The sequence below is a fragment of the Azospirillum sp. SYSU D00513 genome (assembly GCF_017356015.1).
In the GTDB taxonomy this organism is placed as follows: Bacteria; Pseudomonadota; Alphaproteobacteria; order Azospirillales; family Azospirillaceae; genus Azospirillum.
This window is the reverse complement of sequence record NZ_JAFIQV010000029.1, coordinates 82165-102235: the sequence shown is the minus strand read 5'-3', so window position 1 is coordinate 102235 and position 20071 is coordinate 82165. Positions and strand designations below refer to the sequence as shown.

The window sequence follows — 20071 nt, the reverse complement described above, 5'->3', positions numbered from 1 at the left end:
ATCATGGCGGCGAGCACCTTGAAGGGCGGCTCCTTGCCCATGCCGACGAAGCTGCAGAATGTCAGCATCTGCACGGCGAAGAACTCGGCTGGCCCGAATCGCAGGGCGAAGCCGGCGATGACGGGAGCGAGGAAGGTGATGAGCAGGACGGCGACGAAGGCGCCGAAGAAGGAGGAGGTGAAGGCTGCGGTGAGCGCCTCGCCGGCCCGGCCGTTCTGGGCCATGGGGTGGCCGTCGAAGGTGGTCGCGACCGACCATGGCTCGCCGGGGATGTTGAAGAGCACCGAGGTGATGGCGCCGCCGAAGAGCGCGCCCCAGTAGATGCAGGACAGCATGATGATGGCCGAGGTCGGCGGCATGCTGAAGGTGAGGGGCAGCAGGATGGCGACGCCGTTGGCGCCGCCCAGTCCGGGCAGGACGCCGATGAGGACGCCCAGCGTGACGCCGATGAACATGTAGACGATGTTCATGGGATCGGCGAGCACACCAAAGCCCATGATGAGAGACGAGAAGGCTTCCAAGACGGTCCTCCCGGGGTCAGTAGCCGAAAAGGGCTTCGAGCGGCCCCTTGGGCAGCGGGACGAGGAACCAGACCTCGAACATGGCGAAGAGGGCCAGCGGAACCAGCACGGCGACGGGTGCTATGACGTGCGGGCGATAGCGGCCGACCCAGCCCATGAAGAAGGCGATGAAGAGAGCCGAGGCGACGTAGATCCCGAGCGGCCAGATCAGCGCGACGAAGACCACCGACGGCACGAAGACCTTCAGGATCAGCCTGAGCTGGCCGTGTTCGACGAAGGCCTCCCGCCCGGTGCCGCGCGCGCGGATGGCGCCGACCAGCGTGCCGGTGCTGGCGATGAACATCACCACGCCGACGTAGAAGGGGAAATAGCCGGCCTCCGGCCCGTCCGCGGCCCAGCCGTTGCCGACCCGCACGCTGTCGATCATCACGACGATGGAGGCGAGGATGAACAGCAGGGCGACGCCGATCTCGGCGGTGCGGACCGAGACGACGGCCCGCTGGTCAGAATGTTCCGTGTGCATGTTCCACCACTCCGGCAGGCAGCCCCGGAAGGGTCCGGCGGACCGTTCCGGGGCCGGGCGTTCAGGCGCGTCCCGGTCCGCCGCTCACTTCGCGACGAAGCCCGCCTTGGTCATGAGATCCTTGTGCAGGACCTCGGCCTCGCCGAGCCAGGCGGCATACTTCTCGCCGGTCAGGAAGGTCTGGTCGAAGGCGCCCTTCGCCATGAAGTCCTTCCAGTCGGACGTGGCTCGCACCTTCTCGAACAGGTCCACGTAGTACTGGATCTGGTCCTTGGTCACGCCCGGACCCATGAAGATCCCGCGCAGCATCTGGTACTCGACCGGCAGGCCGGCCTCGGTGCAGGTCGGGATGTCCTTCCAGGCCTTGCCGTCATGCACCGGCTCGGAACCCTCCATGCGGGTCTTGCCGAAGGTGCAGAGCGGGTTCAAGGCAGCGCCGCGCCACTGCGACACCGCCTCGATCGGGTTGTTCACGCTGGAGTCGATGTGGCCGCCGACCAGCTGCGCCGCCACGTCCCCGCCGCCCTTGTAGGGCACGTAGGTCATCTTGGCCCCCGTCGCCTGCTCGATGGCGGCGGTGATGATCTGGTCCTCCTGCTTGGAGCCGGTGCCGCCCATCTTCAGCGTGCCGGCCTTGGCCGCCTCGGCATACTCCTTGGCCGACTTGATCGGGCTGTTGGCGTTGGTCCACAGCACGAAGTTGTCCAGCGCCAGCATGGCGACCGGCGTCATGTCCTTCCAGGAGAAGGGCACGCCCGTGGCCAGCGGCGTGGTGAAGAGGTTGGAAAGCGTGATGATGATCTTGTGCGGGTTGCGGTTGGAGCCCTTGACGTCGAGGAAGCCCTCGGCGCCGGCACCGCCCGACTTGTTGATCACCACCATGGACTGCTTCATCAGATTGTTCTTCTGGATGATGCCCTGGATCATCCGCGCCATCTGATCGGCGCCGCCGCCCGTGCCCGCCGGCACGATGAATTCGACGTTCTTGGTCGGCTCCCAGGCGGCCTGAGCCGCCGTGGCCGTCACGGCGAGCGTGCCGGCCGCGACGGCCGTCGCGGCCAGGCAGCGGACCAGATGCGACATCGGGTTTTCCATTGGCGTCCTCCCATTTTCGCGCCGCGGATTCTTCGACCCGCGTGCCGGTTCTGCATCCTCCCGACACCAAGGCTGGCCAACCCGCGCTGGCGTGTGGCATGCCTCATGTCAGACGCTCAGAACACTAATTGCTGGGTTAACCAACGAAAAACAAAAAGGCCGTTATGGAACGACAAGCGATTCCTTGTCGGGCGGCAGCCGGCAAAAAACAAAGGCGCCCGAAGCCTTCGGGCGCCTGGAGAAGGGATAGACCTGACTTGGGCTTCCTACGCCGCCGACAGCGGAACCGGGTCGCGCCCTACCGGCCGGCGGAAGGGCAGTTTGCGACCGGCGGCGGAACCCAGGATGCCGGGAAGGCCGCCCCAGCCGTTGGCGGCGCGCAGGGCGCGCAGATAGCCAGCGGCCTCCCGATAGCGGCCCTGGCGCGCCGCCGTCTTGGCGTGCCAGAGCAGGGGCTCCGTCACCGCCCGCAGGATGGCGCGGGCGAGCGGCCCCTCCCCGGCCAGACCATGCAGGGCCGCGGCGATGCCGGGGTCATCCAGGAACTCCGCGCAGCCGTAGCCGCTGACCAGCGCGGCCCGGCAGATCTCCCCCTCCAGCGGCGACAGCCCGCGGCCGGGGTCGATGGTGGCGGCCTCGCGCAGGTCGGGATGGACGAACTCCCACATCTTCTTGCGGGCGAAGACCGTGGCGCGCTGGAGCAGGGCGACGCGGCGGTCCACCGATTCCGACCCGTAGCCCACCCCCTGCGGCAGGTAGGTGGAGAGCGGCAGGGTTTCGTGAAGCTCCCGGAAGAAGACCTGGTTGTACTGCACCCATTTCTGAAGCGCCTTGGCGCTGGAGAAGCTGTCCCGGCTGTTGCCCCGGTGGCCGGCGTGCTGCCGCTGGAGGAAGACGACCTGCGGGACCGCCACGCCCTTGAACCGCCCGGCGAGGCGAAGCGCCATCTCGTAATCCTGGGAGCGGACGAGGTCCTCCCGGAAGGGGCCGACCGCGTCGTAGGCCTGCTTCGCGACCAGCGTGGCGTTCTGGTACATGAAGAAGTCCTCGAGCATCTTCACCCAGACCGTCTTGCGGCTGAGATCCGGCCAGTATTCGGGGCGGTCGGCGAGGACGCGCTCCCCGGTCGCCTCGTCCACATGAAATTTCCGGAACTGCCCGAAGGAAAAGGCGGCGCCGCTCTTCTCGATGGCGCCCGCCAGCGTCTCCACCGCCGTGGGAAGGGCGATGTCGTCGTCGTCGCAGATCCAGACATGGTCCCCCGTGACATGGCCCAGCGCGTTGTTGAGCGCCGCCGACTTGCCGCGGTTTTCCTGCCGGACGTAGCGGACCCCTTCCCCCAGCGCCCCCGCCACGGCGGCCGTGTCGTCGGTGGAGCCGTCGTCGAGGATCAGGATCTCATGCACCGGCCGGGTCTGCCCGCGCACCGCCTCCACCGCCTCACGGAGGAGGGCGGAGCGGTTGTAGGTCGGGATGACGGCGGAGACTTTCATGGCGATGTCCGGTCTGGTGACGGTGAAAGGGAGTCCCTGCCCGCGTTCAGGGCGTGCCCGGGGAAGCGCGGCCGTCTCCCGGAGGGACCGCCCGGCCCAGCAGCCGCCGGGTGCCGGCGCTCGCCAGCCGGGAGACGGCGTAGCGGTAGGAGGGAATGGCCCCCAGCGCCTTCAGTGTGCTGCCCAAGTCCCGGCGTCCCAGCGCCTCCCGGAAGGCCATGAAGGGCAGATGCCCTTCCAGATGGACCTGCCGGTCCGCCAGGGCGCGGACGAGGTCCCGGTCACCCCGGCCGCGCGCCTCTTCCAGCAGGCGCCCGTTCACGCTCAGGAAGTCGCGGAAATTGGCTGCGGAGTCGGCCTTGGACAGGGATTTCGTGCTGCGGGTGTAATGGTAGAGCGGCGCGTTGACGAAGAACAGGCGGGCACCGCGGATGAGGCAGCGCATGTAGAGGTCGAAATCCTCGCCGACCCGGATGTCCTCCGCGTAGCGGACGCCCTTGTCCTGGAGGAAGCCGCGCCGGATCAGCGGCTTCGAATAGCCGAGGCCCATGATGTCTGTGCTCGGCCGGTCGCGGCGCGAGAACTCCGCCGGTCCCATCGGGCCGTAGGGATCGGCCGGCCAGTCCGGGAAGGCGTTCCTGGCGGTGCCGGTCGCGAGGTCGTGGACCAGCAGGTTGTCCACCACGAGGTCGGCCCCGGTCCGCTCGGCCTCGCGCACCAGCCGGGCCAGCCGGTCGGGCGCGAAGCGGTCGTCGGCGTCCAGCGGGGTCACCCACTCCCCTCGCGCGGCCCCGATGGCGCGATTGCGGGCGGCGGACGGGCCGAGGTTCCGGTCAAGGCGCAGCAGGACGAGGCGCCCGTCGCGTTCGGCGGCACGCGCCACCGCCTCCGCCGTGCCGTCGGAGGAGCCATCGTCCACCACCAGGATCTCGATGTCCGGCAGGCTCTGCGCGAGCGCGGATTCGAGCGCCGTGCCGATGCAGCGCGCGGCGTTGTAGGCCCCCATGATGACGGAGACCTTGGGTGCCGGAGCGCCGCCGCGGGTCTGGTCCATCTCTCGTCTCCTCAAATCCTTTTGCCTGCCTGTTCCGGGCCTGTTTCCGGGCATTCCGTCCAGGTCGGATCTCAGCCGGCGCGGGTCGGCCGGTCCATGGGTATGGCCGGGGGCGGCGCCCAGCGGCCCGTCAGCCGCCGGAACAGGCCGCCGGCGAGGTTCCGGGCCAGCCGCAGGTTGCTCCGGCCCTCCGGGAAGGCCGCGTAGAGGGCGCCGTAGGCCAACCCGTAGAAGGCGCCGTCGAGCAGGAGCTGCGCGAAGCCGGTGGCGGGAAGCTCCAGCCACGCCCTCAGGGCGATCAGCGCCGCTCCCGCGCCGAGAGAGGCGGTCGTCGGCAGCCGCAGCGCCGCGAAGAAGTCGCGCACCCTCAGGCAGGTTCCGTGGAAGCAGTAGGCCAGCCCCGGGACGCGCAGGGCGAGGGTCGCCGCGCTGTAGGCGAGCGCCATCCCGACGGCCCCGTAAGGCAGCCCCAGGACGAAGGCGGCGGTGACGGTAGCGCCGGTGACCAGCGACCAGCGGAGCTGGCGCCGCGTGTGGCCGAGGCTGACGAAGGCCCAGTAGGTCGCGATGTGGGTGGTGCCGAGGAAGGCCGCCGGCCCAAGGGCGAGAAAGATCGGCACGGCCGCCGCCCAGCGCTCGCCCAGCATCACGGCGAAGAACAGCTCGGCGTCGGCCAGGGCGAAGGCGATGATCGGCATCGACAGGCTGGCCGACAGGCCCAGCGCCATCGCGAAGTAGCGGCGGTACTGCTCCGGATCGTTCCTCAGCCGGCACAGCACCGGGATGACCACCCCCGACACCGGCTGGCTGATGTGGTTCACGGGCAGCTGCGACAGCGTGTAGGCGCGGTTGTAGAGGCCCAGCGCCGTCTCCCCCCAGAAGCGTCCCATCAGAACGTTGTCGATGTTGCGGACGAAATGGCCGACCAGGTTGGCGCCGGTCAGATGACTGCCGAAGGCCAGCATGTCGCGGATGCCCGCACCCCGCGCCGGGCGGGACGGCCACCAGCCGCTCAAGGTCCAGGCCATCACCAGCCGCGTCACCGCCTCGGCGCCCGAGAGCACCACCAGCGCCCAGTAGTCCAGCCCCCACAATGCTGCCAGCACCGCCGCCGCGATGCCCACCGCCAGCGCGGTCGGCTCGATGGCCGCCAGGCGGGTGAAGCGCATCTGCCGGCGCAGCAGCGCGAAATGCTGGGCGGAGGCGCCGCTGAAGAACAGGAAGAGGCCCAGCGCCAGCGTCACTTCCTCCAGCCGGGGATCGCCGTAGAAGGCGGCCACCAGCGGGCTGAGCAGCGCCACCAGCAGGGCCAGCGCCGCGCTGACGCCGACGTTGATCCAGAACAGGGCGCTGACCTGCGCGCGGGTGATGTGCTCGCGCTGCACGGTCGCCATGGTCAGGCCGAGGTCGTGAAAGATGCCGAAGAAGCCGACGACGGGCGCCACCATGGCGATCAGGCCGAAATCGCCGGGCACCAGAAGCCGTGCCAGGATCACGGTCGAGGCCAACCCGAGGAACAGCTTGGCCGCCTGGGCGGCGAGCGAGATGGCGCCGCCCCGCGCCGACCGCCCGGTGGGGTCGGGAGCCGGCGCGAAGGCGGACTCCGGTCCGGGCATGGCCGAGGTGGCGGGATCGGAAGCGGGGATGGGCCGGGGTGTGCCGGGGCGCATGTCAGTCCCCACCGGCAACTCCGTTGACGGAGGGATGCCCGCCGGGGGCGGCGCGGTGCCGTGCGCGCTCCTTGAGCCGGAGCAGCAGGGCGCGCGCCAGCCGGCGCATGGCATAGGGGTGGAAGGGCAGCCGCACCAGATGACAGGCGCCCTGGCCGTAGCGGCGGCTCTTCACCGCTTCGCGGAAATCGCGGAAGGGCGCGTGGCTGTCCAGCATCCGCTGGCGGGTCGCCAGCTCGCGCGCCAGCACCGGATCCTGCCCGGCGCGCGCCTCCTCCAGCAGGCGGCGGTTGACGCGGATGAGGTTCTCGTAGGCCTGCGTCTCGCTGGTCAGCGAGGCGGTGTTCCAGCGCCGCGTGTAGTGGTAGCCCGGCGCGTTGGTGAAGACGAGGCGGCCGCCCCGCATCAGGCAGCGCATGAAGAAGTCGAAATCCTCGCCGACCCGGACATCCTCGGCATAGCGCAGCCCGTGCCGGTTCAGGAAGGCCGAGCGGATCATCGGCTTGGCGTAGCCGAGCCCCATGTCGCGCAGGCCCGGCCGGTCGAGCCGGCAGAAATCCAGCGCCGATACCGGCGCCGAGGGGTCGGACGGCCAGGGCCGGAAGGCATGCCGCACCTCGCCCGTCCGCTCGTCATGCACGGTGAGATTGTCGGCGACGAGGTCGGCCCCGGCGCCCTCGCCCACCGCGATCATCCCCTCCAGCCGGTCTGCCTCCATCCAGTCGTCGGCGTCGAGCGTCGCGATCCAGGCGCCACGCGCCTCCGCGAGGCCCAGGTTGCGCCCCGCCGAGGGGCCGCCGTTCTCGGTCCTGCGGATCAGCCGGACGCGAGAATCCTGCCCCGCCATCCGCTCGACCAGGGCCGCCGTATCGTCCGTGGAGGCATCGTCCACCACCAGGACCTCAAGCCGGCCCCGGGTGCGGTCAAGCGTCTGCGACAGCGCGGATTCGATGGCGGCGCCTATGTATTTCCTGGCGTTGTAGGCGGGAATAACCACGGAAACGGTCGGGCTGCTCATCAGGTCGTCGTCCCTTACAGGCACGGTGCGGTCGGTAGCCTGCAATCAAGAAGGCGGCGGTTCAACGCCCGCCTTCGGGCATGGTTCCGACGCCAACCGGGGTGGTGCCCGCCCGCAGGGTCTAACCCCATGCCCCCGCCGGGACCGGTCCATGCCCGAGGCGACACGTGGCCGAACGCCGGATACGCGGCTTAATGCAGCGCAGCATAAGGGAATCCGGCGGCTTCATAGCTGCGGAGCACCAGGCTTTGAGCCGCTACGAAGGCGGTAACCCCGGCCCGGAAGGCGTGGCAGGGCGCATCCGAAAGATTCCGGCCGGAAAGCCCGGCCGAAGGGAATGGCTGCCCTGCGCCGTAGGCCATTCCCCGCCGATGGCCTAACCCCTATCGCCGACTGGCGGGGGCGCGCTTCAGCGGACACATCTGGCATCCGCAATGGATCGGGCGAAAGCCCAAATTGATCACAGCCGCCGGCCGAAACTTGAGCGTAACGGAGAGGGCGGTGCAGCCACCCCTTTCGCGCCGACAAAACAAGGGTAGGAAGATGGTCGTCAACCCCGCCGTCCGCAGCCTCAGCCTCGCCATCGTCTCCTTCGGGCTGGCGATCGGCCTCTCCGCCCCGGCCGCCGCCGACAACGACCGGCGGCACAAGCACCCCCATCACAAGCATGGGCACCATAAGCACGGCCACCGGCACGATGGCCCCGTCGTCGTCTACGGCGCTCCGCCCCCGGTTGTGGTCATCGAGCGCCCGCCGGTCCGCGTCTACAGCCCGCCTCCCGCCGTGGTCTACGCCCCGCCGCCCCCGGTCATGTACGCGCCCGAGCCGGGGCTGAGCATCCAGATGAACATTCCGCTGCGCTGACGCGGAGCGCGGCGGGATCAGCCACCCCGCCCCCCGCTCGATGGTGCGTTTGCGCTTTGGGCGCGCACCTTCCTTGCCGCAAACTCCGGCCTCGAGCGGTGGAGCGGGAAGGAATGAGGGGATGAGCGACGGCGTTTTTCCGGCATGGGCGGTGTGGGCGCTGCTGTCGGCCTGCTTCGCGGCGCTGACCGCGATCCTGGCGAAGGTCGGCGTGGAGGGGATCGGCTCCGACGCCGCGACGCTGATCCGCACCGCCGTCGTCTTCCTGCTGCTGATCGGCATCTTCCTGGCGTCGGGACAAGCCCTCGCGCTGTCGGCGGTGTCCCCGAAGAGCTGGCTGTTCCTCGTGCTGTCGGGCCTCGCAACCGGCGCGTCCTGGCTGTGCTATTTCCGCGCGCTCAAGCTCGGCCCGGCGTCGCAGGTGGCGCCGGTGGACAAGTTGAGCGTCGTGCTGGTCGCCCTGTTCGGCGTCCTCTTCCTGGGAGAAAGGCTCTCCGGTACCAACTGGCTGGGGGTCGCGCTGATCGCCGGCGGGGTGGTGCTTCTCGCCCTTAAATAAGCAGCCGGCCAGCGGCCTGTTGCAGCGTCTTGCGTGACAGTGCAAATGCACATCATTATCAAGAATGCGCGGCCATCTTCCAGCCGCGGCGCAGGCGCAGGACCGAGGGCACAGCATGGGCAAAATGAGCGACCTTCCACCCGTGTCGTGCCCGGACGCGCTCGAATCCGGACGGATGGCCGACAAGCTGGCGCGCGGGCGCATGATCGTTGCGCTCGACGCCCTGCTGTCCAAGCGCAACGTCACCTTGGCGGCCAAGCAACTCGGCCTCCAGACGCCGGCGCTCAGCCGCCTGCTGGCCCAGCTCCGGGAAGAGCTGGGCGACCCCCTGTTCGTCCGGTCGGGGCGCGGGCTTGTCCCCACCCCCTTCGCCGAAGCCCTGCGGCCGAAGGTCCAGGCGCTCGCCATGGAGATCGACGCCCTGTTCGCGCCGAAGCTGGCGGGCGTGCCGAAGGAAGAGCCGTTCGATCCCCGCTGGAACGTGCCGCGCGACACCCCCGTCCCGCCGCTGGAGGTCCGACCGGCCGATCTGCTCGAAGGGCAGCCTTCGCCGCGGGAGCTGTCGGCGAAGCTGGAAGAACTTGGCCGCGGCGGCTCGGCCCATGAGCGGCTGGCCCGCCACATCGGCGTGCTCGGCATCGCCGGCGGCGGCCATGGCCGCCCGCTGACCAGCGAGGAGGCCGAGGAGGCGATGGCGATCGTCCTGGCGGGCGAGGCCGACCCGGTGCAGATCGGCGCGCTGCTCGGCATGATGCGCGTGCGCGGGGCGACCGCGCCGGAACTCGCGGGATTCGTGCGCGCGATGCAGGGCCATGTCGCCGGACGGCTCGGCGGGACGGTCCGGGCGGACGTGGACTGGCCCTGCTTCACCTCCCCCAACTACCACAACCCGCCCTGGTTCTTCCACGCGGCGCGGCTGGTCGCACAGGCCGGACACCGTGTCCTGCTGCACGGCAACACCGGCAGCGGCGCCACGGCCGGGCGCTACGACCTCGTCGCCTCCGCCCTTGGCATTCCGGTCCATGCCACGGCATCCGGCATCCGGTCGGCCCTGGCGGAGAGCGGGATCGTCTATGTTCCCCTGGCCGGACTGGCGCCCCAGATCCACCGCCTGCTCGGCCTGCACAGCCTGACGCAGCTCCGCACGGTGGCCTTCGAGGCGGTCCATCTGCTGCGCCCGGCGGACAGCCGGACCAGCCTGCTCGGCGTCGCGAAGCCGTCCTACCGCGAACTGCACCGGGACACCGCCCGGATTCTCGGCTGGAAGCACATGGCGGTGCTGGGCAGCGTCCGCGACGTCGCCCAATACAGCCCTTTCCGCCCGGCCAGCATCCACCGGCTGGCCGGGGGCGAGGCGGAGGATCTGGTGCTCCCCGCGCTCATGGGCGAGCCGCCCGCCACCCCGCGGCCGCGCGGGACCAGCCTGGAATATTGGCAGGGGGTCTGGACCGGGGCAACGCGCGACGCGCGCGCCGAACGGATCATCATCGCCACCGCAGCCTTCGCGCTCTTCTCCCTCCCGGACGCCGCGGGAACGGGCCTGACCGAGGCCCTGGCGCGGGCCGAGGCGCTGTGGAAAGCTCGGCCCGCCCGCTGACCGGCATTTTGCGACTGACTATTATTATCTATGTTGCGTTTCTGCAACAAAGACCCGAACAGCGTCTGAACCGGCCAGCCCGAACGCCGTGGGCGGACGATGCCGCTTACCCTTAGATCATTGATATAAAAAGACTTTATACCAGATCCTCACATCGCTCGTCCGCTCCCGCGTTCCGCCTCCTCCTTCTTTCCGGGGCGCTTTCCGACCATTCGCCCTCCCAAGATCACCCCTGCTTTTTGCAATTTAGAATGATTCTGAATTACAGGCCTTGTGGAGGGATGCTACCCCGTTGCTAGAAACCGGCCAGACAGAACGTCCCCCTGCCCAGACGAATTTCGGGAGAGCTTGATGCGACAGACCACCCAACCCCAGAGCCTCCGGCCCATCATGGCCGGCGCGGTCGCGACGGCGAGCCTGGCCATGACCTTCGCCCTGCCGGCCACCTCCGACGCGCAGACGGCCGGCTCGGGACAGGGTGACGTACCGGGGCGCGCGGCCGGCGACGCCCTCGTCCTCGATTCCATCCAGGTGGAAGGCGCCGCACCGGAGACCGGCAACGTCAACGCGGCTCCGACCGGCGTGTCCCGCCTGCCCGACACGGTCAAGGACATGCCCCGCTCCGTCAACGTGGTGCCGCAGGAGATCATCGAGCAGCAGCGCGCCACCTCGCTCGAGCAGGTGCTGCGCAACGTGCCGGGCATCACCATCTCGACCGGCGAGGGCAACGGCGGCCAGACCGGCGACCAGTTCCGCATCCGCGGCATGACGGCGCGCGGCGACATCTACACCGACGGGCTGAAGGATTTCGGCGTCTACACCCACGACGTCTTCAACACGGAGACGGTCCAGGTCTTCAAGGGTCCGTCGGGCAACGGCTTCGGCGTCGGCAACGCCGCCGGCGTCATCAACCAGGGCACCAAGAAGGCGTCGCTGGACCGCAAGGCCGCCGTCGAGCAGTCGGTCGGCTCCGGCCTCACCTTCCGCACCACCGCGGACGTCAACCAGCCGATCAGCGACACGGCGGCATTGCGGGTGAACGCGCTCTACCACAACCAGGACGTCGCCGGCCGCGACAAGGTCGAGTCCGACCGCTGGGGCCTGGCCGCCGACCTTGGGCTGGGCCTCGGGACCGACACCACCTGGCACCTCAACTACGCCTACCTGAACGGCGACAAGACCCCCGACCTGGGCCAGCCGATGGTGCGCGGCGCCGACGGCATCGTCCGCCCGGCGGCCGAGTTCGGCCTGGACCGTTCCATCTCCTACGTCCGCAACCTCGACCGCGACGACACGGAAAACCACATCGTCACCTCGACGCTCGCCCATGAGGTGAACGGCAGCCTGTCCTTCTACAACGACACCCGCTGGAGCCATTACCAGCGCGATTTCGCCGCCACCAACCCGGCGACCGTGACCGGTCCGGCCGCCACCCAGTTCCTGAGCGGCGGCAACCCGGCATTGAGCTACGGGGCCGGCGGCGGCATGGCCTTCAAACAGCAGGGCTGGGGCGTGCAGAACGTCGCCGGCGCCAAGCTGAACGGCGAGCTGTTCGGCCTGCGCCATCAGGTGAATGGCGGGCTGGACCTGAGCTACCAGAACGACAAGCGCAAGTCGGGAAGCTGGCTGAACCGCACCAACAATCAGACCGTGCGGACCCCCAGCCACAGCTACGGCCCCACCACCGCCATCACCTATCTGCCCACCGGCGCCCGCGAGGCCCAGGTGACCAACGCCGGCGTCTTCGTCACCGACCGCGTCTGGCTGTTCGACCAGCTCTCGGTCCAGGGCGGCCTGCGCTGGGACTACTTCCGCACCAAATTCGAATCGGCCTCTCCGACGGTCCCCGGCGGCACGGCCACCGAGCGCGCCTGGAGCCCGTCGCTCAGCCTGATCTACGAGCCCACCCCGGACTCGTCGGTCTACCTGTCCTACTCCCGCTCCACCAAGCCGATCGGCACGGACATCGCCGCGGCGGTGACCAACGGCACATCGGAGACGCCGAACTCCGCCCTGAGCTTCGATCCGGAGAAGACCGACCTCTATGAGCTGGGCGGCAAGGCCGACTTCCTGAACGGCCGGCTGGGCGTCAGCGGCGCCGTGTTCCAGCTCGAGAAGAGCAACAGCTACGCCGTCGATCCGGCGACCGGCACCGTCACCGACGGCTTCGCCGAAGCCGGGATCGGCGTCCGCGTCCGCGGCTTCGAGGCCAGCGTCAGCGGCAAGCTGACCTCCGCCTGGAACGTCTACACCAACTACGCTTTCCTCAGCGGCGAGGTGACGGAGTCCGAGGGCGACCAGGCCGTCATCGGCAACACGGCCGGCAACGTGCCCAAGCACAACGCCAGCCTCTGGACGACCTACGAGTTCGAGGCCGGCGTGCCTGGCCGGTTCACGGTCGGCGGCGGCGTGCAGTACGCCTCCTCCTACTGGTCGGACACGGCCAACACCGCCCGCGTGCCCGAGACCGTCTCGCTGGACGCCGTCGTGTCCTACGACTTCGGCAACATCTCGGTCGCGCTGAACGGCTACAACCTGACCGACCACCGCAACTACACCTCCTCCTTCAACGCGGTCCGCGCCGTGCCCGCGTCGGGCCGGACGGTCATGCTGACGACGGGGCTGAACTTCTAACCACCCCTGGACCGACATGGCCGGGCCGCCCCATGGGCGGTCCGGCCCGTTCTTTTCACCCCCGTTCTCTTCACCCCCGTTCTCTTCATGAGGGAAACGCCGTGCTGCTGGACATCCCGAACATTCTCAGCCCCGACGAAGTCGCGCATTGCCGGGCGGTGCTGGAAGCCTCGCCCTGGGTGGACGGGCGCGTCACGGCGGGCGAGCAGGCGGCGCAGTCCAAGAACAACCTCCAGATCCCGGAGGACAGCGACACGGCCCGCGAGCTGGGCGTCGTCATCCTGCGGGCGCTGGCCCGCAGCCCGGCCTTCAATTCGGCGGTGCTGCCCCTGCGCGTGCTGCCGCCCATGTTCAACCGGTACGACCGCGACATGACCTATGGCTATCATGTCGACAACAGCATCCGCGTCATTCCGGGCAGCGGAGGCCTGCGCATGCGGTCGGACATGTCCACCACCATCTTTCTCAGCGAGCCCGAGGATTACGACGGCGGCGAGCTGATCGTCGAGGACACCTACGGCACCAAGTCGGTCAAGCTGCCGGCGGGTCATGCGGTGGTCTATCCATCCAGCAGCCTGCACCAGGTCAACCCGGTGACGCGGGGAAGCCGCTGGGCCTCCTTCTTCTTCACCCAATCGCTCGTCAAGGACGACGGGCTGCGGGCCATGCTCTATGATCTGGACATGGCGATCATCGAACTGCGCCAGGAGCTGGGGGACCGGCACCACGCCGTCCTGTCGCTGGTGAACCACTACCACAACCTCCTGCGGCGCTGGGCCGAGGTTTGATGAGAGGGGGTTTGATGAGCGCGGACGCGGCGATGGCCCCCACGTGCCTTCCCTCCCCCGCCCCGCAAGCCGGCGCGGACATGACGATCACCGACGCGCAGCTCGCGCTGGGGCAGCTCTGCCTCGACCGCGGCGGCCCCGAACAGGAGGCGCAGGCGCTCGACTGGTTCCGCAGCGCCGCGCGCGGCGGCGACGCCCGCGCGCTCAACATGCTGGGGCGCTGCCACGAACGGGGCTGGGGCACCGCCGCCGATCCGGCGCGGGCGGCGGCCTACTACCACGCGGCGGCGGACCGGGGCGACGTCTGGGCACTGTTCAACCTGGGCGACCTCCATTGCCGGGGCGAGGGCGTCCCGGCCGACGACGAGGCGGCCTACCGGCTCTACGCGGCGGCGGCCCGCAAGGGCCATGTGAAGGCGCTCAACATGCTGGGCTTGTTCCACGAATGCGGGCGAGCCGTTCCGGCGGACGACGCGGCCGCCCTCGCCTTCTTCCAGGCGGCGGCCGAGGGCGGGGATTGCTGGGGCCGCTTCAACTACGCCCGGATGCTGACCCTCGCGGGCGGGCGGGACGAGGCGCTGCCCTGGTTCCGGCGGGCGCTGGAGACCGGCTTCCCGGACTTCTTCCGCGCCATGGCCACGGCGCTGGCCGAAAGCCCCGACCCGGACCTCCAGGCGCTGGCCCGGCAGGCGGCGGCGCTCGCCGGACCGGATGCCGTGGAGGGTGCCCCAAGGTGACGCCGACCATGGCCGTTCCGCCCGACACCGTGTCGCTGTCCGATTACGAGCGACACTTCGCCGAGCGGGCCGATCCCGCGGTCCGCGCCTATGTGGCGGGGGCCGGGGCGGATGGCATCACCCAGCGGGCCAACCGGGAGGCCTTCGACCGGCTGCGGCTGATGCCGCGCGCCCTGCGGGACCTGTCGGGGGCCACATCCCGCTCGGAGCTGTTCGGGGAGGCGCTGGACTACCCGATCATCCTCGCCCCCACCGCCTACCACAAGCTGCTCCACCCCGAGGGCGAACTGGCGACGGCGACCGCCGCGTCCCTGACCCGCACATGGATGACGGTCAGCACCCAGGCCAGCGTCCGGCTGGAGGAGATTGCGCAACGGGCGCAGTCCCCCCTGTGGTTCCAGCTCTACCTCCAGCCCCGGCCCGAGGACACGCTGTCGCTGGTGCGGCGGGCCGAAGCCGCCGGCTGCAAGGCCCTGGTTCTGACGGTGGACGCGCCGGTGAACGGGGTGCGCAACATCGAACAGCGCGCGGGCTTCCGGCTGCCGCCGGGTGTCGAGGCCGTCAACCTGGCGGGCATGGCGCCCCCGGCGGCGGCACCGGCCCGGCCCGGCAGCCCGGTCTTCCAGGGCATGCTCCGGAACGCCCCGACCTGGGACAGCGTGCGGTGGCTCTGTTCCGGCACGCGCCTTCCCGTCCTGCTCAAGGGCATCCTGAACCCCGGCGACGTCGCCCCGGCCATCGAGGCGGGCGCCCAGGGCATCATCGTGTCCAATCATGGCGGCCGGACCCTCGACACATTGCCGGCGACCATCGACGTCCTGCCGCTGGTGGCGCGCGCGGCCGCTGGGCAAATCCCGGTCCTGCTGGACGGCGGCGTCCGGCGCGGGACGGACATCCTCAAGGCCATCGCGCTGGGGGCGTCCGCCGTGCTGGTCGGCCAGCCGGTCCTGCACGCCCTGGCCGTCGGGGGCCTGGCGGGCGTCGCCCACATGCTGACCATTTTGCAGACCGAACTGGAGGTCGCGATGGCGCTCACCGGACGGGCGAGCCTGGCGGAGATCGACCCTTCGGTGATCTTCTCACCAGCGTCTGGATAGCCCGCGCAGAGCCTTTAGCTGAAGGACGGTGGCCGCCGCCGCGAACAGCAAGCCGAGCCCGGTCACGGCGCCCCAGCCCCCGGCGTTCCAGGCCAGGCTGGCGGTGCCGGAGCCGACCGCCCCGCCGAGGAACATCATGCCCATGAAGAGGGTGTTGAGCCGGGCGCGCGCCTCGGGCCGCAGGGCGTAGACGATGTGCTGGTTGGACACCAGCGCCGCCTGCACCGCGAAGTCGAGCAGGATCACGCCGGCGACCAGCCCGGCGACCGAGGTCCACAGGCCGAAGAGCAGCCATGACGCCAGCGTCAGCACGGTGCCGAGCGCGATCACCAGCCCCGGGCCGTGCCGGTCCGAGATGCGCCCGGCGACCGGGGCGGCGAGGATGCCGACCGCGCCGACGACGCCGAACAGCCCGGCCACGTCGGCACCGAGGCCGAAGCGCGGCTCCGCCAGTCGCAGGGCGAGAATGGTCCAGAAGACGGTGAAGGCGGCGAACAGCAGCGCCTGGGTGACCGACGCCAGCCGCAAGGCCGGAAACTCGCGCCAGAGATGAGCGAGCGAGCGCATCAGGACGGGATAGCGCAGGCCCGTGTTCGGATGGCTGCGCGGCAGGCTCGCGGCCATGAGCGCCCCGGCACCCAGCGCCAAGGGCACGCCGAGCCAGAACATCTCCCGCCATCCGGCATGCGTGCCCACGAAGCCCGCGAGCGTACGGCTCAGCAGGATGCCCGTCAGCAGCCCCGCCATGACCGTGCCGACGGCGGCGCCCCGCCGCTCCGGCGGCGCCAGATGCGCGGCGAAGGGCACGATCTGCTGGGCCACGGTCGCCGACACGCCGAGCAGGAGCGAGGCCGCGAGGACGAGGCCGGGGCCGCTCGCCGAGGCGGTCACCGCCAGCGCCGCCGCGAGCATCAGGAACTGCACGACGATCAGCCGGCGCCGCTCCACAAGATCGCCCAGCGGCACCAGAAGCAGGAGCCCGACCGCATAGCCGAGCTGGGTCGCGGTCGGGATCATCTCGGTCAGGGGGCCGGGCATGTCCCGCCCGATCAGCCCCAGCATCGGCTGGTTGTAATAGATGTTGGCCACGGCCACGCCGGTCGCCGCGGCCATGGCGAAGGTCAGCCCGCGCCCGAGCCGCGCCCTTTCCGGCGTGGCGGCGGGCATTCCGTCGGTGATGCTCATGATGCGGTGTCCTCGGTCTGGAGGGAGAGGGGGTTCCGGCGGGCGGCCGTTCGTTGCGTGGCCGTGCCGTCCGGTGCTGGGACAGGACCCTAATCCCCTTTCATCCTTTGCATCAGTCGGGCAGAGTGATGTGCCGGACCATCAAAACGTGAAGCAATGGACCTCGCCTGCCTTGCCGTCCTGGTCGAAGCCGCGCAGGCCGGAAGCCTTGCCGCCGGCGCCCGCCGCCTGGGCATTTCCCCGCTGACGGCGACGCGGCGGCTCGCCACGCTGGAGGATGATGTCGGCGCGCGGCTCATGCACCGGACGACGCGCTCGCTCGCCCTCACGCCGGAGGGGGAGGCGCTGCTTCCCTTCGCGCAGGCGATGCTGGAGAACGAGGCGGCGGCGCGCGCCAGCGTCCGCCCCTCCTCGGCCGGCGCCTCGGGGCTGCTTCGGCTGACGGCGTCGGCGGCCTTCGGCCGCAAGGTGGTGGCACCGGTGGTCGCGGAGTTCCTGCGGGCGAATCCCCAGGTCTCGGTGGAACTGCAGCTCACCGACGCGCAGCTGGACGTGGCGGGTCAGGGCATCGACCTCGCCATCCGGATCGCGCCGTTGCGGGACAGCGGCCTGATCGCGCGGCGGCTGGCCCCCAACCCGCGCGCGCTCTACGCAGCCCCATCCTATCTGGCCGAACAGGGCACGCCCGCTACGGTCGCGGATCTCACCCGTCACCAGTGCCTCGCGCTGACCGGCGCCACGCACTGGTCCTTCCTGGGCGAGCCCCGCGGCAACCGCGTCCGGGTCCAGGCGCGCTTTTCCGCCAACTCCATAGAGGGGCTGCGCGAGATCTGCCTCGCCGGGCTCGGCATCGCGGTCCTGTCGGACTGGGACGTGCGCGAGGACGTCCGCCAGGGGCGGCTCGTTCCGCTTCCGCTCGCCGGCGGCGAACTGGAGCCGCTCGCCATCTGGGCGCTTTACCCGTCGGCCCGCTTCGTGCCGCCGAAGGTCCGGCTGTTCATCGCGGCACTGGAGAGGGCGTTGCGCCGCGACGACGCGCTCGGCCGGCTTTGAGCCTCTGAGGCTTCGCCAGTTGCGGGAGGTCTCCGGGGCGGTTCCACTGCCCTCTCCCATCATGCACAGATCCTTCAACACCCGTTCCGAAGCGGCAAGCGGCCCTCTCCGCGCGCCGTTAGGGTGACGGCATCAGGACGGCAAGCCCCGGCCCGTTTTCCGAAGCGGGCACCGGCCCCCCGGATGGCGCGCCCGCCGATCCTGAAAACCCAGCGGATAAGGAACGGAAGCCATGCTACAGGGCCGTTATGTGAGCACCCGGGACGGTGTCGAGATCCACGTCAAGCAATGGGGTCCGCAGACCGGGCAGCCGGTGGTCTTCAGCCACGGCTGGCCGCTCAGCGCCGACGCCTTCGAGGACCAGATGCTGTTCCTGGCCCAGCGCGGCTACCGCGTGATCGCTCATGACCGCCGCGGGCATGGGCGCTCCTCGCAGCCGGGCTTCGGCAACGACATGGACCATTACGCCGACGATCTCGCCGCCGTGACCGAGGCGCTCGGGCTGAAGGACGCCGTGCATGTCGGCCATTCGACCGGCGGCGGCGAAGTGGCCCGCTACATCGCCCGCCACGGCGTGTCGCGCGTCGCCAAGGCCGTCCTGATCGGCGCCGTCACCCCGACCATGGCCCAGACCAGCTGGAACCCGGAGGGCGTGCCCCTGTCGGTGTTCGACGGCATCCGGGCCGGCGTGAAGGCCGACCGCTCCCAGTGGTTCAAGGACTTCGCCCCCGCCTTCTACGGCTACGACCGTCCGGGCGCCAAGCCGTCGCAGGGCGCCATGGACAGCTTCTGGATGCAGGCCATGCAGGGAAGCCTGCTGGCCCAGTATGAATGCATCAAGGCCTTTTCCGAGACCGACCAGCGCGACGACCTGCGCAAGATGATCGTCCCGACGCTGGTTCTGCACGGCGACGACGACCAGATCGTGCCGCTGGCGACCACCGGGAAGGCCGCCGCCGCGCTGCTGCCGAAGGGCACGCTGACGATCATCCCCGGCGCTCCCCACGGCCTGTGCACCACGCACAAGGACCAGGTGAACGAGGAACTGCTCGCCTTCCTCAAGGCCTGAGCCGCCGCAAGGGGCGTAAGGGCCGTCCGCCGCCGGTGTTCAGAATGTTCAAGGCATGCGCGTAAGCGACAAGCCCCGGCGGCGTCCTTGTCCCTACCATGCCGGCACGGCGGGGGTTCCTGCCGTTCCAAAGCCCGACGCTTCGGGCGGACAGGCCCGCAGGGCAGGAGGACAGCATGAGTTGGCACCCCGCCGAAGACCCCATGGCCGGCGACCGGCTCGCCTGCGAGGCCATCGAGACGGTGATCGTCCCGCGCGCGCGGGATCTCGGCGAGTTCGAGGTGCGCCGCGCGCTCCCCTGCGTGAAGCGGCAGATGATCGGACCCTTCATCTTCTTCGACCAGATGGGCCCCTCGGAATTCCTCCTGGGCTCCGGCATGGACGTGAGGCCGCATCCACACATCGGCATCTCGACCGTCACCTATCTGTTCGAGGGCGAGGTCATGCATCGCGATTCCCTCGGCACGGAGCTTGCCATCCGGCCGGGGGAACTCAACTGGATGCGGGCCGGACGCGGTATCGTCCATTCCGAACGCACGCCGGCCGGCCTGCGGACCGGCCGCTCGTCGCTGTACGGGATTCAAAGCTGGGTCGCCCTGTCCGCCAGGGACGAGGAATCGGAGCCGGACTTCGTCCATTACGACGCGGGCGACATGCCGGTGCTGGAGGGCGAGGGCAAGACGGTGAAGGTGATCGCCGGCTCCATCCTCGGCGCCACCTCCCCGGTGCGGACGTCCAGCCCGATGTTCTACGCCGATGCCATCCTCCGGGCGGGCTCCTCGCTTCCGCTCGACGCCGACCATGAGGAGCGCGGGATCTACGTGGTGTCCGGCGACATCGACATCGCGGGCGACGTCTTCGGCCCCGGCCGTCTCCTCGCCTTCCGGCCCGGGGACCGCATCACGGTGCGCGCGCGCAGCGATGCCCGGCTGATGCTGCTGGGCGGGGAGCCGATGGACGGGCCGCGCCACATCTGGTGGAACTTCGTCTCCTCCCGGAGCGAGCGCATCGAACAGGCGAAAGCCGACTGGAAGGCGGCCCGCTTCGATACGGTGCCCGGAGACGAGGCCGAGTTCATTCCCCTGCCGGAGCCGCAGCCGTCCGCCTGACGATG

Annotated in this window: 18 protein-coding genes; 10 read left to right on the top strand and 8 right to left on the bottom strand. The window is 70.0% G+C overall.

Features of this window, described 5'->3' with window-relative positions; genetic code table 11:
* The 7 genes from JUB11_RS20965 to JUB11_RS20935 form a co-directional block, all read right to left on the bottom strand.
* On the bottom strand, positions 1–521 hold a 521-nt coding region (locus tag JUB11_RS20965), incomplete at its 3' end, for a tripartite tricarboxylate transporter permease (protein WP_207460525.1).
* A 16-nt stretch (positions 522–537) separates the two neighbouring features.
* Positions 538–1044, bottom strand: coding sequence for a tripartite tricarboxylate transporter TctB family protein (locus JUB11_RS20960; protein ID WP_207460524.1), 507 nt, complete (start codon positions 1042–1044; stop codon positions 538–540).
* Between the two features lie 84 nt (positions 1045–1128).
* Positions 1129–2127, bottom strand: coding sequence for a tripartite tricarboxylate transporter substrate-binding protein (locus JUB11_RS20955; RefSeq protein WP_207460523.1), 999 nt, complete (start codon positions 2125–2127; stop codon positions 1129–1131).
* 278 nt (positions 2128–2405) lie between these two features.
* The gene (locus JUB11_RS20950) at positions 2406–3632 is read right to left on the bottom strand and encodes a glycosyltransferase family 2 protein (RefSeq protein ID WP_207460522.1); all 1227 of its coding nucleotides are present in this window, start codon (positions 3630–3632) and stop codon (positions 2406–2408) included.
* Positions 3633–3678: 46 nt separating this feature from the next.
* On the bottom strand, positions 3679–4686 hold the full coding sequence (locus tag JUB11_RS20945) for a glycosyltransferase family 2 protein (RefSeq protein WP_207460521.1): 1008 nt from the start codon (positions 4684–4686) through the stop codon (positions 3679–3681).
* 71 nt (positions 4687–4757) lie between these two features.
* Positions 4758–6356 carry a lipopolysaccharide biosynthesis protein gene (locus JUB11_RS20940; RefSeq protein ID WP_207460520.1) on the bottom strand — a complete coding sequence of 533 codons (1599 nt, stop codon included), beginning with the start codon at positions 6354–6356 and terminating at the stop codon, positions 4758–4760.
* 1 nt (position 6357) lies between these two features.
* Positions 6358–7374, bottom strand: a complete 1017-nt coding sequence (locus JUB11_RS20935) for a glycosyltransferase family 2 protein (RefSeq protein ID WP_207460519.1) — start codon at positions 7372–7374, stop codon at positions 6358–6360.
* Between the two features lie 543 nt (positions 7375–7917).
* On the opposite strand from JUB11_RS20935, the gene JUB11_RS20930 reads away from it, so the two are divergent.
* From JUB11_RS20930 to JUB11_RS20900, 7 genes are all read left to right on the top strand, one after another.
* The gene (locus tag JUB11_RS20930) at positions 7918–8238 is read left to right on the top strand and encodes a hypothetical protein (RefSeq protein WP_207460518.1); all 321 of its coding nucleotides are present in this window, start codon (positions 7918–7920) and stop codon (positions 8236–8238) included.
* Positions 8239–8359: 121 nt separating this feature from the next.
* Positions 8360–8797, top strand: a complete 438-nt coding sequence (locus JUB11_RS20925) for an EamA family transporter (RefSeq protein WP_207460517.1) — start codon at positions 8360–8362, stop codon at positions 8795–8797.
* Positions 8798–8921: 124 nt separating this feature from the next.
* Complete coding sequence (locus JUB11_RS20920; RefSeq protein WP_247887215.1) at positions 8922–10394, top strand: glycosyl transferase family protein; 1473 nt, start codon at positions 8922–8924, stop codon at positions 10392–10394.
* A 351-nt stretch (positions 10395–10745) separates the two neighbouring features.
* Positions 10746–13028, top strand: coding sequence for a TonB-dependent siderophore receptor (locus JUB11_RS20915; RefSeq protein ID WP_207460515.1), 2283 nt, complete (start codon positions 10746–10748; stop codon positions 13026–13028).
* Between the two features lie 101 nt (positions 13029–13129).
* Positions 13130–13816, top strand: a complete 687-nt coding sequence (locus JUB11_RS20910; RefSeq protein ID WP_207460514.1) for a Fe2+-dependent dioxygenase — start codon at positions 13130–13132, stop codon at positions 13814–13816.
* Between the two features lie 80 nt (positions 13817–13896).
* Positions 13897–14553: a sel1 repeat family protein gene (locus JUB11_RS20905; RefSeq protein WP_247887214.1), complete on the top strand. Its 657-nt coding sequence runs from the start codon at positions 13897–13899 to the stop codon at positions 14551–14553.
* An 8-nt stretch (positions 14554–14561) separates the two neighbouring features.
* Positions 14562–15650 carry an alpha-hydroxy acid oxidase gene (locus tag JUB11_RS20900; protein WP_207460513.1) on the top strand — a complete coding sequence of 363 codons (1089 nt, stop codon included), beginning with the start codon at positions 14562–14564 and terminating at the stop codon, positions 15648–15650.
* On the opposite strand, the gene JUB11_RS20895 is transcribed toward JUB11_RS20900, so the two are convergent.
* Positions 15633–16835, bottom strand: coding sequence for an MFS transporter (locus tag JUB11_RS20895; protein ID WP_207460512.1), 1203 nt, complete (start codon positions 16833–16835; stop codon positions 15633–15635). The two genes, JUB11_RS20900 and JUB11_RS20895, sit on opposite strands and share 18 nt — an antisense overlap.
* A 156-nt stretch (positions 16836–16991) precedes the next feature.
* Between JUB11_RS20895 and JUB11_RS20890 the strand changes: the two genes are divergently transcribed.
* From JUB11_RS20890 to JUB11_RS20880, 3 genes are all read left to right on the top strand, one after another.
* Positions 16992–17888: a LysR family transcriptional regulator gene (locus tag JUB11_RS20890; protein WP_207460511.1), complete on the top strand. Its 897-nt coding sequence runs from the start codon at positions 16992–16994 to the stop codon at positions 17886–17888.
* Between the two features lie 232 nt (positions 17889–18120).
* Complete coding sequence (locus JUB11_RS20885; RefSeq protein ID WP_207460510.1) at positions 18121–18957, top strand: alpha/beta hydrolase; 837 nt, start codon at positions 18121–18123, stop codon at positions 18955–18957.
* A 176-nt stretch (positions 18958–19133) separates the two neighbouring features.
* A complete protein-coding gene (locus JUB11_RS20880) occupies positions 19134–20066 on the top strand; it encodes a pirin family protein (protein WP_207460509.1) in 933 nt (310 codons plus the stop codon).
* Positions 20067–20071 lie beyond the last annotated feature (5 nt).